12 protein-coding genes are annotated in these 16421 nt (G+C 49.4%); 3 read left to right on the plus strand and 9 right to left on the minus strand.

The window, feature by feature from the left end; all coding sequences use genetic code 11:
- Positions 1-3: 3 nt before the first annotated feature.
- Positions 4-1635, minus strand: a complete 1632-nt coding sequence (locus A3CY_RS20295) for a S8 family serine peptidase (protein ID WP_018336859.1) — start codon at positions 1633-1635, stop codon at positions 4-6.
- Between the two features lie 202 nt (positions 1636-1837).
- Here A3CY_RS20295 and A3CY_RS0105280 point away from each other — a divergent pair, with 202 nt between their 5' ends.
- The gene (locus A3CY_RS0105280; protein ID WP_240388125.1) at positions 1838-2830 is read left to right on the plus strand and encodes a PCMD domain-containing protein; all 993 of its coding nucleotides are present in this window, start codon (positions 1838-1840) and stop codon (positions 2828-2830) included.
- 172 nt (positions 2831-3002) lie between these two features.
- Here the strand turns inward: A3CY_RS0105280 and lgt are convergent, their stop codons facing one another.
- Positions 3003-3827: a prolipoprotein diacylglyceryl transferase gene (gene lgt, locus A3CY_RS0105285; protein ID WP_018336861.1), complete on the minus strand. Its 825-nt coding sequence runs from the start codon at positions 3825-3827 to the stop codon at positions 3003-3005.
- Between the two features lie 162 nt (positions 3828-3989).
- Here lgt and A3CY_RS0105290 point away from each other — a divergent pair, with 162 nt between their 5' ends.
- Entirely contained in the window at positions 3990-5489 is a 1500-nt protein-coding gene (locus A3CY_RS0105290) for an IMP dehydrogenase (protein ID WP_018336862.1), read from the plus strand.
- Positions 5490-5660: 171 nt separating this feature from the next.
- Here the strand turns inward: A3CY_RS0105290 and A3CY_RS23260 are convergent, their stop codons facing one another.
- From A3CY_RS23260 to A3CY_RS0105320, 6 genes are all read right to left on the minus strand, one after another.
- Entirely contained in the window at positions 5661-6914 is a 1254-nt protein-coding gene (locus tag A3CY_RS23260; protein WP_018336863.1) for a hypothetical protein, read from the minus strand.
- Positions 6911-10021, minus strand: coding sequence for a DUF4906 domain-containing protein (locus A3CY_RS0105300; RefSeq protein ID WP_026207332.1), 3111 nt, complete (start codon positions 10019-10021; stop codon positions 6911-6913). The genes A3CY_RS23260 and A3CY_RS0105300 overlap by 4 nt, the downstream gene beginning before the upstream one ends.
- 11 nt (positions 10022-10032) lie before the next feature.
- The gene (locus tag A3CY_RS0105305) at positions 10033-11211 is read right to left on the minus strand and encodes a hypothetical protein (RefSeq protein WP_018336865.1); all 1179 of its coding nucleotides are present in this window, start codon (positions 11209-11211) and stop codon (positions 10033-10035) included.
- Between the two features lie 21 nt (positions 11212-11232).
- On the minus strand, positions 11233-12297 hold the full coding sequence (locus A3CY_RS0105310; protein ID WP_018336866.1) for a FimB/Mfa2 family fimbrial subunit: 1065 nt from the start codon (positions 12295-12297) through the stop codon (positions 11233-11235).
- A gap of 256 nt (positions 12298-12553) precedes the next feature.
- The gene (locus tag A3CY_RS0105315) at positions 12554-14299 is read right to left on the minus strand and encodes an Mfa1 family fimbria major subunit (protein WP_026207333.1); all 1746 of its coding nucleotides are present in this window, start codon (positions 14297-14299) and stop codon (positions 12554-12556) included.
- Positions 14300-14332: 33 nt separating this feature from the next.
- Positions 14333-15661 (minus strand): DUF3868 domain-containing protein, encoded by a 1329-nt coding sequence (locus A3CY_RS0105320; protein ID WP_394330656.1) that lies wholly within the window; start codon positions 15659-15661, stop codon positions 14333-14335.
- Here A3CY_RS0105320 and A3CY_RS23475 point away from each other — a divergent pair.
- Entirely contained in the window at positions 15558-15776 is a 219-nt protein-coding gene (locus A3CY_RS23475; RefSeq protein ID WP_394330657.1) for a hypothetical protein, read from the plus strand. The two genes, A3CY_RS0105320 and A3CY_RS23475, sit on opposite strands and share 104 nt — an antisense overlap.
- Here A3CY_RS23475 and A3CY_RS0105325 read toward each other — a convergent pair.
- A complete protein-coding gene (locus tag A3CY_RS0105325) occupies positions 15773-16357 on the minus strand; it encodes a DUF3575 domain-containing protein (protein ID WP_018336869.1) in 585 nt (194 codons plus the stop codon). The two genes, A3CY_RS23475 and A3CY_RS0105325, sit on opposite strands and share 4 nt — an antisense overlap.
- Positions 16358-16421 lie beyond the last annotated feature (64 nt).

Genomic DNA, 16421 nt, shown 5'->3' on the forward strand with positions numbered 1-16421 from the left:
ATCTTACTTTTTGTTTTCACACAACTTTTCAGCCAATTTCACGGACTCCAAAGCATTCAAAATTCCTCCCGATGCACATAAATCCTCGAAATACACCTTCTCCTTGCCCAACACGCAAATTCCTGCCGGGCGGGAAACCTCCACCCCTCGCCTAGAAGTCACGCCATCCAGCAAAACCCCTTTCAACTCCTTCACGGTCAACCCCGGGAAATAATTCCAGATCAACGCCGCGACCCCGGCAACCACGGGAGCTGCCATGCTCGTTCCGGTAAAATCCTTATACCCGTTGCCCGTTATCGTCGAATAGATAATACCTCCTTGGGCAAACAAGTCGACCTCATCTTTCCCGAAATTAGAACTCATCACGGGCATCCCATCTGCGTAAGAATTACCCACGTTAATCAAATTCTTCACGGCCTTTCCCTTACTCGAATAGCGGGTCGGGTAATCATAAGCATGATCCGTGCAGCGACCGTTATTCCCGGCAGCATGAACAACCAACACCCCCCTCTTCTCCGCAAACCGAAGAGCCGCATCCAACCATTCCCTGTGCATCGAAACAGAACGTCCCAAACTGATATTAATAATATTAGCCCCGTTCTCCACCGCGTACCTGATCGCCGAAGCGACATCCTTGTCGTACTCATCGCCTCCATCCGCGCACACGCGCAAACTCATCAACCGCACATCAGCCACCCCGTCCACGCCCACGCCATTGTCCCGCGTGGCACCAATAATCCCCGCCACGTGAGAACCGTGATCGTGAGGGGTCATCGTGGCGTTACCGTAAAAGCGGTCCTTGACATCATTCAAGTCATCCCCCACGTTTTTCCTTCCATCAGCCTCATAAGCCCGGAGTTTCGCACTATAACGTCCCTCGAAAGTTTTCAACAGCGTATGCCGCAAATTCAACATCTGTTCCCAATTATTCCGCGGGGAATATTTCCATCGGTCAAGATAATATTCAAACGCCCTCTTCTCCAGCCTGCATTCCAACTTCTCACCCAAAGCGACAAAATGCTCCTTTTCCAACTCCACCCCGGGATACATCTCCTTCAACCGCCGATCGAACCCATCCATCAGCTCTGAATAAGTCTTCACGTTCATATAAATATTATACGCGTCAGCCAATTCAGACACCTTGGGCAATTCATTCACGTAATAATGATAAAGACTCTTCTCCCGCTTTGACAAGCGACTCGTGTCCACCCCGTCGAAACGCTCCCTCAGGTACATATAATACCGGTCCGCTTCCGCCGATATCGTCTTCACCGAACCGCCGTCAGGGGTCCCCAAAAAATTCCATCCATGCACGTCATCCACGTACCCGTTCCCGTCATCATCCACTCCGTTGCCCGGGATCTCCCCCTCGTTCACCCACAAGCTTTCCCGCAAATCCTCGTGCGTGATATCCATTCCCCCGTCTATCACGGCCACCACAACACGTCGTTTCGGCTCACGCCCTTTCAAATACTCGTAAGCATCATACACGGCTGCCCCGTACACCCCATCTTTTTCGAAAGACCTTAAATGCCAATCACGAGGCAAATTTTTCTTCGACCAAGCCTTTTCCTGCCCTTGCACCATCCCGCACAAACACGTGCAACAAATCAACATTACATACCAATTCTTCATACAAACACTTTTTTATTCGTTATACTAATTATCCATACTTCACTATCCCCATCTGAAAACATAACGAACAAACAGCAAAAACAGGGTACATCCAAAATCTTTAAATATTATATCAATTTATCACATCGGCACACTTCTTGCATAGTAACCCGAAAAACCGATCTATCGTAGAAGATATTTGAACAGTAGAAAATAACATAAAATGAAAAAATTGGTACCTAGCAAAATGATAAAGACTTTATGTCTGGGGATTATCTTGGGAACAAGTATTAACAGCATAGCCCAAACAACCCCTCCGACCACGGAAAAACTGATCCCTTACGGGGATTTCAACAGTTGGATGGTGCGAATCATCGATGAATCTTTTGTCATCGGGGGAAACACGAAAGTCCTCTATGAGGTAGCTCCGGTAGATACCATCCGGGGAGACGTCCCTTACAACAGTTCGCCCATGTCGCCCTGGCGAACCTCCAACGTGATGGCAAAAGTCAGCGGTGTCACGAAATGCAGCATCTCCGTGTTCCCCGAGAAAAGGGACGACGGACAATGTGTCCGGTTGGAAACACTCATGGAAAAATGCAAAGTACTGGGAATCGTCAATATCACAGTGCTCGTGCCGGGCACTATCTACCTCGGCGAGATGCTGGAACCAATCAAAGACACGAAAAACCCGCAAAGCAAACTGAACGCCGGAATCCCTTTCACGGAAACCCCGAAAGCCATCGTTCTCGACTATAAAATGTTTACCCCGGCAACCGACCACCGGATCAAAGCCACGGGATTCAGTAAAATAGTAGACGTCCCGGGACGGGACTCCGCCGAGATATACGTTATCCTGCAAAAACGCTGGGAAGACGAGAACGGCAATGTCTTTGCCAAACGTGTCGGTACCGTGGTAGAACGCATATCGGAAACCAATCCCGACTGGGTGAACAACCACAGGTTGAATATCCTGTACGGCGATGCCTCCGGACAACCGGGCTACAAACCCTTCATGCAACTGATTCCCAAAGACCAATCCCTCTACTGCATCAACAGCAAAGGAAAATCCGTACCCATCGAGGAAGTAGGCTGGGGAAATGCTGACGATAAACCAACCCACCTCGTGTTCCGCGTTTCTTCCAGCTACGGCGAGGCTTACATCGGCACCGTCGGCAATAAATTCTGGGTAGACAACGTGCGACTGGCATATTAATCCCTACCCGTCCCCTATCTCTTCTCTACCCGTTCCCTACCTCAAGAAGGTATCACAAACGTATCATGAACGTAACACCATCGCAAATCTACGTTTATGATGCGTTCATGATACGTTCATAATACCTTTATGAGGTAGCGTATCTATAGCCCAAAGAGCAGGAAAAGAATAATTAGCTGTTTCTATAACTTACCCGCCAAGCGAATAACAAAAATAATATCCCCGTCAAAATAAAAGGAATGCTCAACATCTGTCCAAAATCTAGTAACATTCGTTCCTCGAAAGGGACTTGCCGTTCTTTCAAAAATTCCAACAAAAAACGGGCACTAAATACAGTCACCAGCATCCAGCCCCACAATACACCCGGGTAACGTTGCAGTCCTATCCGGCGATAAAGTAACATATTCACCCCGAAAATAGCCAGATACGCTATCGCCTCGTACAGCTGTGCCGGATGCCGGGGCAAGGTGTCCACCCTTTCGAAGACGAAAGCCCACGGCACATTTGCCCCGACACCCACGATCTCCGAGTTGACGAGATTCCCCAGCCGGATAAAACAAGCCGCCAGAGGCAGTACCAGCGCCACGGCATCAAGCGTCCGGATAACCTTCTCTCCCGTGATCCGGGAATAAATCACCAACGCCACGATCCACCCGACCGCCCCACCATGACTCGCCATCCCCTGGTAACCCGAAAACCCGTATCCGCCCCCGGGCAGCTCCCGAATAGGCAAAAAAATCTCCAACGGGTGTCCCCCATAGTAAGCGTAATCGTATATCAAGCAATGTCCCAGGCGTGCCCCGATAAACAACCCCACTAAACTCAACATCACCAACACCTGCAGATGTTCCCACGGCATCCCGTTCCGCTCGTATATCCACTTCAATATCCACACGGACAACACTGTCCCCGCGATAAACAGCAGGCTGTAATACATGATCGGTATCCCCAATACCGTGAAAGCTATCGGCTCGACATTCCAACGGATAAACATCATCGTTCAAAATTTAATCCGAGCCAAAGATAGCATTAATCCACTAATTCATTAAACCGAAAGACAAAGAACTCCCCGATAAAAAACTTCCCATACCTTCTGATTATTCCGGGAATTTGACTATCTTTGCCCAATTTTTAATCAATTCGTATAAAAATAAATTCTATGGCAATCTATTTGGACGACGTATCAAGAACTTTCGGCGAATATCTGCTTATTCCCGGTTTAACCACGAAACAATGTATTCCAAACAACGTTTCATTGAAGACACCCTTGGTGAAGTATAAAAAAGGCGAAAAGTCAGCTATCGAACTGAACATACCCTTTGTTTCCGCCATTATGCAGTCGGTTTCCGACTCGGGATTAGCAATCGCTCTTGCCCGCAACGGTGGATTGTCATTCATTTTCGGTTCACAACCTATCGAGTCACAAGCCGAGATGGTTCGCAAGGTGAAGAAATTCAAAGCCGGATTTGTTACCAGCGACTCGAACATCACCCCGGAAGCCACGCTGGCAGACGTATTGGCGCTCGTGAAAAGAACGGGACACACCACGATGGGAGTAACCCATGACGGGACCCCGAACGGCAAATTATTAGGTTTGGTTACCAGCCGTGATTACCGCGGGGAGAAAGACCCGAAAGACCGGAAGGTGAAAGAATTCATGACCCCGTTCTCCAAACTGACCGTGGGAGAAGTCGGGATGACACTTAGCGAGGCGAACCAGATCATTTGGGATCACAAGTTAAATACATTGCCTATTATAGATAAAGATCAAAATCTTGTTTATTTCGTGTTCCGCAAGGACTACGACAGCCACAAGGACAACCCGAACGAGTTGTTGAACATGACGGACAAGAAATTGCTTGTCGGTGCAGGTATCAATTCCCGGGATTACAAAGAGCGGGTTCCCGCCCTCGTGGAAGCAGGCGTCGATGTTTTGTGTATCGACTCATCCGACGGTTTCTCTGAATGGCAAAAAGAAACCTTACAATGGATCAAAGAAGAATATAACGGGAAGGTTCTCGTGGGAGCCGGAAACGTGGTAGATCAAGCCGGATTCCGTTATCTGGTGGAAGCTGGAGCAGACTTCATTAAAGTAGGTATAGGCGGAGGTTCCATCTGTATCACCCGTGAACAGAAAGGTATCGGACGCGGACAGGCAACTGCCGTTATCGATGTGGCAAAAGCCCGTGATAAATATTTCGAGGACACCGGCATTTACGTGCCCATTTGCAGTGACGGCGGTTTGGTACACGACTATCATATGGTATTGGCTCTCGCCATGGGTGCCGACTTCCTGATGATGGGACGTTACTTTGCCCGCTTCGACGAATCGCCCACCAAGAAATTGATGGTAGGCAATAATTACGTGAAAGAATACTGGGGAGAAGGCTCCAACCGCGCTCACAACTGGCAACGTTATGACATGGGGGGCAGCGAATCCTTAAAATTCGAAGAAGGCGTGGACAGCTATGTACCTTATGCCGGGAAATTGAAAGACAACTTGGACGTAACGATCGGCAAAATCAGATCAACCATGTGCAGTTGCGGGGCAACCACTATCCCGGAGTTACAGAAAAACGCCAAGATCACGCTGGTTTCATCCACCAGTATCGTGGAAGGTGGCGCTCATGACGTTATCTTGAAAGATCACAATAGATAAGAATGAGAGGTGTGTTTTGACACACCTCCTGGTCCATAAAGTCCATAAAGTCGAACCTTCGGTTCTGAAAGTTTATAAAGTCAAGTATAGAACAAATTATTGATTATCAATACAATTATCTATAAATTTGTAATATTTCGACCTTATGGTTTTACGGACTTTACGGACTCTTTATTCCCGCAGTTTACGACGTTCTATGAGTTCGGGCAAATGGCGTTTGATAAATTGTCCCAGCGAGCAGTCGTTCAGCCCGAAACGGCGGGCAATGGATTTCAAGGATTCCGAGGTTGTTTCATACAGGTGTATGGCTTCCTTGTATTTTTCCATGCTTTTGGGCGATACCATTTTGCCGTTTTCCGTTGTTTTCATTCCCAAACGGGCGTGCAGTTCCGGTTCATGTTCTTTCAAGTATTGTCTGAAGCATTCGGGATTCAAGCCGAATTCGGTGGCGACTTTTGCCGTGGTGAGTCCACCCTCTTTCAACCGGGCAATGGCATCAGCGTATTTGGCTGCGGTGGCAGGGTTATATCTCCGCACGGATGACCAGTCCACGGGCTTGCCCTCCTCGTAAGGGATGCCTTTCCGCTCGCAGACCAAGTCCTTGTGCCAGGTTTGCAAGTATTCGTAGAAGCCTTTTACCGATACCCCGGTCTGTTTGGCTATTTTTCGGGCGGACAGTGGCGTGGTGCGGTATAGATGCAGGGCTTCCGCGTATTTCCCGATGATTCCCGGGGTTGGAGCATGAAGCGTCCCGCGCCCCGTTATCTCGCCTTTGCATCGCTGTTTTACCGCCTGTTCGCGTATTTTGATGCGATTTTCAACCAATTCCTTGTGGTAGAATATCAGGTGTTGTTTCAAGCCGGAATAGGAGACACCGCAACGCCCGGCGGCCTCCTGAGCCGTGATATAACGGTCGGCACGCAAGAGTTCCACCGCCTCGGCATACTGTTCCTTGCACCACGGGCGCGTGCCGCGAGGAAGGCCGTCGTCCAACCCCAACCGCTGCCGTGCCCGCTCCCGGAATTCCAGTATTTCGGGATAATGCGTACGCAACTGCCTGGAGAGGTTCGTACTGTCCAACCCAAACTCACGGGCAATTTGCGATATGTTGTACTCTATATAGTCCATACTGCCACATGCCACGATAGCCTCCTTGTATTTGGCATGGGTTTCGGGCCGCTGCCCCCGCCTCTGGTTCATCTTGATAGCGGCGGCTTCCTCCCGGCCGCACGTGATGCCGTTGCGTTCCAGCATCAGGTGGCGGTGGTAGGTGCCGATATAGCGGGAAAAACCGCTGACGGAAATTCCGCGCTGACGGCAAATCTCAGCGATGGAGAGGTCTGTGGCGGTATATAGCTCAAAAGCCGGGCGGTATTTGGCTTCCGTCTCCGGCTTGCAGCCTCTTTGCCGGTTGCATTTGTTCATGGCTTTACATCTTCTACGCACCGGATAAAGCAGGCGGAACCGTTAGTACCTTGCAACGGTTCTTTTTCTCCCGGACTAAAATCGAGGGTAAAATAGTTAACATCAAGATAGCATAGCCCGTCAGTTAACTTTTCACACCAGTAAACCGCACCCGGCCTCATATACACGCTCTCGAACATCGGCCTGTACGCGAGTGTCGACCATGCATCATTATACGTTGAATACCTCTTGCTTCGCCACGCGTATTGCAGCGCACCCGGAAGACTAATTCCTGAGCCATACCACGACTTTTCTGTTCTACGTCTGCCATAACCGGAGGCACCTATCGGAAAGAACAGATTATTTCCATTGACTTTATTGTACACGAAGCATCCGCGCATTCCGCATCTTTTATCTCCATCTCTATAATAGCCGTACACCTCATCAACATTTTCCAATGTTTCTGTTGCACCATCGCCATAGAGCACCCCGTAGCCAAATTCCCTGTTTGCACCATCACGCAAATTTTTATAATCAGCTACAGTTGCCACACGAACCTTGACTTTAGATCCGGTCGGATTGTTTCCTGTTGCCACTACTATATTCTTATCTGAAAAACCTGGAGCGTTATCAGCGGTGTTTGCAGTAATATTGCTCCATGATTTAGCCTCACCGCCGGCCAAAAGAAGTGTATTCGAGCCTACCGGTTTCTGAAAGCCGTAAGTTTTATTGTTTTCGGCAAGAATGGCATCCTCCAAGTTCCCGTATTTGAAAAGCGATCCCTCCTCCAATGGTGAAAGGGTTTCTGCTGAGGAACTGTACAAGTTGAACGAATGCCATTTTATATTTTGGTCATTCAGCGATAATGGTGCATAACCCTGACGGACAAATATACGGTGATGGCACGTGTAATTGTTGTATTCAACCAAGACAATCGCACAGCGTACCGTTTCACTATCTGCACACGTCCCGTTGAAGTCGATATGGAAATCCATCGGAGAGTCGATAGTCCCGTGCACGTATCCATCATCGCCACTGGCTTCCCTGAGTTTGATCATATCATCACCGACTTCGACCCTTGCCCGCCAAGGACCTTTAGAGTCGTATGTCTCAAATTTATCAGCACTTTCTTGAGGGAGAATCTTCATTACCACATGGAAACTCTCAGTATTATTCCAGCTCCGCCACACGCCTTTGGGATTTACGCACCGACGTACCTGAATAATTGAAATGGTATCTATCAAGTTATTGCCATCCTTGTCCTGAAGTATCTGCCCGGTAGTTTTATCCAACATTCTCATCTGTAACTTCGCTTCGCGAGGATATGCCACGTAAACATTATTCCCTGTATAGCCACTTGTTGGAATCATCTGCTTTGGGCGCGTATAGAACGGCATTTTCAGATGTAAACCGCCGCCTTCCGCCTGTTCGACGGAATAGGAGCCATGATCTCCGACTGTCAAATCCTCAAACGTCCGTTTTTCGTTTTCAGGCTTATTTTGCCATTCTGTTTTATTCCAATCCTTATCGCTATACTTCTTATCATCTCCGATAATTTTTCGGCTATCATACGCGAGTGACAGGAAACCATGCCATACAGCCGTACGCTGAGGTGTTGGATAGACTTTTGACGTGTCGGCATATTGGTAATCGTCACCTGCTTCCAAAGTGGGCCACCAGTGGTTTTCGATGATACACACTTCCAGTTTTACATTCTCCAGATTGCTGCCTTTGAGTTTAATGGGAATCGTGGCTGACTGATTGTACAGGTAGGAAATGTAGTACGGGTTCGGTACAATAAGTTCCTTGTCTTCTCTGTATTCTATGTGCCAGTCGACATCGTTGGCATAGCGATTGAATTTAAGCGTCAATTTATAGTGACAGTTGCGTCTGGCATTGTAGTCTTTATAAACGTCCTGCCCGAGCATGAAACGGTAGATAATCTTACCCTCGCCGGGACGGTCGCTCAAGCGCGCATCGTAATACGCCTCCACCTCTATGTAAGTTCCGAACTCGACACCATCCTTCGAACAATAAGTTTTATCCTCGGGCAGACCGGGTGCATCAAGCTCTCCATTGCCATCATGATCCTGTCGTTTGTCCTTAATTCCGGGTTTCGATTTTTCGTTACCCTGCAAATTCTCATAGAAATAAAGGGCCGGAGTGTTTTCCGTATGATAATCGGCTATCTCGGGCGACTCGGGATCAGGCTGGCCAGACGGCATAAGACCGTATATGGGCTTGCCTCGCGAAACAAACGGCCACGATTCAAAAGCCTCGTTATCGGGATCGTCGGGGATGCCGTTGTAGTAATAGATTTCTCCGTCTTCATGAAGTTCTTCCGCAAGATTCTTGCCGTTCGTTTTCTCGAATGTTGCCGATGTATAGCCGGGCGTATTTTCGCTCCCCAGGTAGCATGTCTTAGGTATATGCTTTATCTTTACCGATTTGAAATGTATCCGGATGCCGTCATTCAATTGGGAGGCGTCGAATGCCACCGTCACTTTGGAAGCCGCACGGCGTAGCCACGCGTGGAGTTTTACGCTTTTTTCATTTACCACGAGCGACTCGTCCTTCGCGGATAGAGCCGATTCGGATTTTTTGGTAAAAAAGCCTATCATCTGGCCATTGTTAGCCACGTTTTCGGTGTCCCATAGCAAAGAAATATTTTTGAGATCGTCTACCGTTTGTATGGCTTCGGAATAGGCTTCATTTTCAAGTAAGTCAGGTATGTTTGCCACGGCATACATGTAGTACTTGCCGAAGGCGATTTCCTGCGGTAGCTTGAAAGTAGCACGTTTGGTGCTTACTTCCGCCAAAAAACCGTTTTCCGCATCCGTATCCGTACGATAGGGATCGGACTCTGTGTATTCTTTTATTTCCCATTTTTCTATTAGCTTTTTGTCGGAATTATACAACAACACATATAGGCTGTTTATATCCTTTAGGGCATTCCCTGCAGACCGGGTCAGGGTCAGTGCCGAGGACATAGGTTTGAAGTCCAGCGTGGCAAATATGCTTGCATTGCCTTTGCCTATGGTTTCGTCCTTTATAAAATCATCTTGACAACCGATAGCTGCAAAGGTCATCAAAGAAACAATCATATATTGTACAAACCTCTTTTTCATATATTTTTTGTCTATTGTTCTTTAACATCCAATCCGAATATCGGATCAAGGGATACCGAGCTGTATGGAATCACATCCACCACGATTTCATTACTATTATACATGGTTATGTTCACCACGACATGGGTGTTGCGGAAAAGCGCCTTCAAGTTGGGCAGTTTGCAGACGAAAGGTTCCGTCCTTCCGTCTATATTAATGGTCAAGGTGTACTCCTGCTCGCCATCTGCTGCTCCCGCCTTAGGGTTCATGCTCTCGGGCAGGTAGAAAACGGGAGCCTTCTCTGCTACACCCGGTTTTGAATTATCGGGGTAGTCAATGTCAACTGTCGGCTCGCCCACGGTAATCGCCGCATGGGTATAGGTATTTGCCTTATTCGCCTGCGCCGGCAGCTCGTAGTCCTTCAGCCAGCCGGCAGCTTCCGTGGTGGCGTAATCGTCATCCTCGGACGAGGCTTCAGAAACCTCCTTCAGCCAGTCTATCCAAGTTTTCCCCTTGAAAAGTTGCCGGTTCTGCTCGCTATCCTTGACATGCGCCATCAGGAAGTTCTTGTCGGCATAGCTCGCAATGGTAAAATTCTTCATGGTTACTTCCTCGCCACGCCAGTTCATAAAGTTCACCGTGAACTTTGTGGCGACGCGCACCACATAGAACGTCCCATCGAAATTCCCTTTCGCGGGGAACTCTATCTCGTACATGGAGGACATCGGGATGGGTTTCTTGTCCGTGTAGCCCGGAGCAAAGTAGAGACCGTTCACCGCGGCTTCAAAACCGGACGTACCATCTGTATATCCTTTAAAGAAATCGGTCAGCGATTGGGGGTCACCCGTCACGCCTTCTACCTTGGATACGCTCTCTTCATTAGCGAAGAGGAATATCTTCTTCTTTTCGTCGGGCGTCACCTTTAGCAAGATGTATTTTTGTTCTCGCGCACCCTCCAGCGAAAAGTGGCGGTTATGCTCCACCGTTCCATCGGCATGCAGGACGACAATGCGCACGCTATGCATTTTCTCGTTGTCGGGCAATGTTGCCCCTCCCGCCCTCGATTGCACGATCGGCTCGATGTTCAAATACAGGGCAGCTTCCGCAACATTGTCCGGCAAGGATTCTTCCTGACTGCAGCACGCCACCATAAAAGGCAGTGCGAATGCCGCCAGGCAGACTACAATGCTATGTATAATGTTCGGTTTCATCAGTTAAATCCTTCTTTCTATTCAATCAATATCCACGTTACTCAACACGACACGCCATGATAGAATTTGAATAACGCTGCTTACCCAATTGTGATCCTCGTCGAGAAAGAGGGTCATCACGCACTCGTCCAGACGGTCGAGGAACTCCCGCTCGTCCATCGGGTAGCGGTATTCTTTCTCGTAGTACTCTTTTCCCATCAACGCATAGTCTATCACCGGGATCCGGGCCACCGTCTTGCCCTCCGTGGTGGTGATCGTGAGCACCATTTTCTCGCAGTGTGTCTCTATCAGACGGCCCACGGTGAAGTCGGCAACGAGTCCTTTCACGTTGCTGACGGCACGGGCATCGTCCTTGTCGATACCAGCCTCTACATTCTGTATATCCCAGGGGCGATAGTTGATATTCTCGTCGGCCATCAGCTCGTTGTCGTGTGCCATCAGACCGTTCTCGTCATCGATACGAAAGATGAAGTCAGCCTCGTTTACATCCTCTCCCGAGAGGTGTTGCAGGATGACACGGACGTGGTTGGTGTTCTTCGTCAGGGGCATGGTGTACTCGTAATTGCCGCCATCCTCGTTCACCGGCAGCGACACGTCCAGCGTGCCGTGGAAGAGCCGGTACAAATGGTTCTCGCTGTACGCACCGGACCCGTCACGCTTGCGGTTCAACGCGCATTGCAACTGCTCCATCCGGGTCTCGCCGACACGGGCTTCGGGCACGGAGAAGGACTCTTCACGCTCGCCGTCGTTCCGGAGGCCACACCAGGCAAGCAGCCGGTAGTCGCCGGCGGGCAGGTCGAGCGACATCGAGTAGTTCTCCGCCGTGGTCGAATCGATCTGTTCGTCCTGCTGCCATACCAGCACGCCCGAAGGGTCGAAGGCATACAGGTGAACCGATGAGACCTCGTTGGCGAAAGCATCCGCCCACTTCAGGTTCATGTCGTAACGGAATTTGAGCCGGTAATACACCGAACAATCGCCTTCTTCCTCGTAGAACCAACTGTCGCAGGACGACATTGCCAACAGGCAGACAGACACCACGCCGACCTTGGCTGCCACATTCCTTATCAATGCCCGTATATTCATATCGTTTACTCTTTCTTGAATGTATCGTTTATACTTGTGTTACTTGTTCTATATATGGTGCGCAGAATTCCTGCGTCCGAATTTTCTCGTCAAGTGGGATGCCGTCTCGTGTCAGGCCTCCGGTGCCTCACCTCCCTCGTGTACCGGTGGGCGGGTACTGTTTTGGTTATCTGTTCAATTTTATTGGTGTGGGAGACGGGAACCGCCTCCCACACGTTATATGTATCAGGAACACTTTTGAGCGTTCGGGGGCATATTACCACTCCAATTCGTAATCGTTTTTCACAACACGCCAAGAGAGAATATTGATTCGAGCCGCGATGAAGTGGTCGTTGTTTTCAGGCTTCTCGGGATAAATAGTCTTAGTAGGATCGTAAACAGGAGTACCGAGACCGGCAATCTTTGTGATATTTGTCGCGTAGATATGGTTGCGGACTACACCTATCAGATTCTTCTTGTCCGGATCATTCAGATTCTGAATATGCTCGATTTCGTAGTAGTAGTAAGTCATACCGTCAACCCAAAGCAAAGGACGGTCGATTATATACTCCGTTTCATTTTCATCCTCTGTCTTTTTGTTCTTAAGCGTACCGTTAATAACGGAAGCCTCAATAGTTGGTGCATCCTTTGCATTAGAGGCGTGCCACGTCTTTCCTTCTGCGGTAGAAGTTAACTGAGCGTACACGTAACAGTTGTTATTACTTTCCTCTTTATTTTCTTGGTCGGCCATTTTAATCTCAATATCATCGGTTCCAATCTCTGTGTATGTAGTTTCATCATTTTCTGTTACACTATAATAGTATGTGTAACCATAACCACGCATCATATCCAAGATGCTCTTTTTCAGATTAGGATAACCATCTGTTTTTGTATCAACAAAATGGGCGCCCCCGTGTCTTGCTATCGTTACCGCACTTCCGTCTGACGTACAAATGGTACCTTTAAGAATAACCTTGGTGTTCTCCTGTGCACCACCCGTTGTAGCATTTATATCGTTTTTCTGTGCATTTTCATTGGTGTACAATGAAGTTCCCAAATCAGTATTGATATCGTTGTATGTATGCCATTGATTTGTTGCACTCATTGAATTGATGGCCCAAAAGCTACGATGATCATTGTACCACCAAGTACCTGACCATCCGGGATTGATTTTCTTGACTAATCTTCCGTTGTTTGTATTAGCTGTAAGTCCCCATTTGTCGAGCTTCAGGTAAACATTTTTCTGAGTCCCGTCCGTACCCTTGACCAAAATAGGATTACCCTCTTTATCTTTTACTTCCAGTAAACCGTTATTGAAACCTATACTATTGTCCAAAGTAACCTTGACCTTTGCCACGCTACGCTCCACGTAGATGGTGACAGGGTCAGCAATAGCATCATCCGCAGTCTTCTTCATTTTACTTTCCGGAATGGAAACTGAGCTGATGTCCGTACTACCATTCGAATATACGGCATTGAACATCACGAAATAGCCCTCTGAAGTCAGACCGTTTTCACCAGTAGTTGCGTAGTCCTGAGTAATCTCTTTCAAGTTCGTAAGGGATAGTGAACTATTACCCAAACCGGTCACGCCATCGGGGTTTATCACAGCCGCTATGCACTGGGGAAGTCCGTCGCCAGCCTTGGTGTTGATGACAATTTTAGCGGTAAGTATCTTCTCTACATCACCGGTGCCGCCAGTACCCTGCTGTTCTTTGGGCTCCCAGTCAAAGTAGTTTACATAACTTCCACCGTTATTCTTGACATTAGAAATGCCACCAAGTCCATCGAAGAAATAGAAACGGACTTTGGAAACTTTGTTTTCGGCTGCACTTCCGTCTTCGTAGTCTCCTCCCGTCGCACGGGATCCTGTCGCATCGGAGGATACCAAGTTTACGGCCAGATAGCTGGTCGTCGCCTCACCGTTATCGCCGTCACCGTCGTTCGGGGCGACCTCCTCCTGTGAGCATCCTAGCATGAACAAAGATGCCAGTACGGACATAAATAAGGAATTCTTTTTCATGTTGATAGATTTAAATAATTTATTAATTTAATGTTATTTCTGTCTTTTATTCAATTCATCCAGCGTGCGTGCCGCCTTTTCCAGCCCCATCTCTTTCGCCTCGTTCAGGTAGCGGCGTGCAACCTCGTAATCGCCCTCCCGCACGGCAAGTGCCCCCCGGGCGTAAACCGCTTCCGGCGAGTTGCCCGCCTTGGCGAGATACCGGCGTGCCGTGGTGAAATCATCCCGCCGAATGGCGGCGTTGGCGGCATTCAGGTTGGCAATCTCATCGTTGGGGAACATACGTACGGCTGTTTCAAAGACACCGGTGAACTCCTCCGTGCCGGGTTCATACTTTCCGGCAACGAGGTAGAACTCGTTGAGGCTTAGCTTCTGCGGCCGTTCTGCCATGATGCGCTTGATCTCCTCCACCTCGCTGAACGTGCGGATATTGTAGTTTATACGGTAATCCGTGTGACGCAAGGCGGGATAGAAATTCTGCAACACGAAGCGGTACTCTTCCGGGTAGGTACGCTTGATTTTCGCTTCCTTGGCATCCGGTTCCATATCACTGTCTATCAAGGCGAGAATCTCCGCGCGGTGGTTGATGTTCGATTGCTCCACGTGGCGGCGCAAGCCCGCCCAGTCTTCCGGCTCGTGGTCGGTTTGGATAAGGCTATCCGCAAAGTGGTACAGCTGCCCGATGTGTTTCTTAAGCGCGGCGGTACGCCCGATGGCGAGTTCCGTGTTGTGCTTGTAGGGACTTTCCGGCGAGGCGAAACCCTTCAGCCACACGGAAGTGATGGTGACATCCTTGTCACCGCGCACGGAGTCGATGGTCGCCTGGATCTTACCCAGTTCGACCGCGTTGCAACGGTAATCGGGATAAATCACCGTTTGATCCACGGGAAAGTCGATGTATGCCGAACCGGACAGCGAGCGGCTTTTCATGATTTCCGCCCGGGGTTGCACGAATATCAATTCCGGGAAGAACGCCTCGTGGTGGTGACCCACGGTGCCGTCGTATTCCGCCACGATCTCGTGGCAGCAACCCCAGTCGCTGCGGTGGAACTTGAGCGTGGCACCGTCCATCCAGCCTTGGTACTCGGTGAGGCACTCGTACGCCACGTTGCCCGGTTTTTCCGACGCACGATAGACCGTTTCGTTTTCACCCGAGATGCTGCCTATGCCGTTTCGTACATAATAGTAATATCGCCTGTGCCCGTAAATCCCCACCGAGGGCAGGTCGAGCGAATCCGTCCCGTTGACCAGGCGCGGCGTGAGCAGCACGGCACGGTTGGCATCCACGTCCAGTTTGTTCAGGTCCAGATCCATCTTCACGGCAAGGTATCTCCCTTCACGGTTCACATGGAAACGCTCGATGGTGACACCGGGCAGGATCTCTCCCGTGTTTTGTGCCACGGTTTCCGACACGTTCGCCATGCCCAACAGGGCCGCCAGTATAAATATCGTCCTTTTCATGTTCGTTGTGCTTTAAAACAGGTAAACTAAGTTGATGGCCGCCTTGGTGGGTCCCACGTAATGGTGCGGCCGGTTGCTCTCCACCTTTTTCCCGCAACCGGAACACCGGTATTTGCTGTAGCGGGTGTAGGAGTAGCCGAAACCGATTTCCGCCTCGAGGTTCCAGTGGCGGCCCAGTATCCACGCATAACCGTACGCGATGCCGGCTCCCGCGAACCAGCCTTGATAACGGGTGTCTTTCAACTTCCGCACGTCGGTGCCCAGGAATTTGACTCTCCCGTCGATCCCGCCGATGTTGTATTGTCCGCCATGCACGTGCGCTCCAAAAAAGTGCGCACCGAAACGGTCGCACAGCCAATAGCGGATTTCAGGTTGCGCGACCCAGTGCTTCCATCTCCTGTCGTGCGACAGGTTCCAGGTATTGAGTTGCCCGGAAACATTCAACGTCCACTTGGGTGCCAGTCCCACTTCAATACCCAGATTCGGGCTAAAGACCGCATCGGAGAGCAGGTTGGTTTTTACCGCCACGTTTTGCCCCCGGACAGCTTGCGACGCACCGACAACGACGATTGCCAGAAGTAAAATGATTCGTTTCATTATTCTTTCTTCTTATTCCTGTAATTTTCTCTCTTTTTGTTACTTCTCTCCGTAAGAGATGTAT

The organism is Butyricimonas synergistica DSM 23225 (genome assembly GCF_000379665.1).
Taxonomy (GTDB): Bacteria; Bacteroidota; Bacteroidia; order Bacteroidales; family Marinifilaceae; genus Butyricimonas; species Butyricimonas synergistica.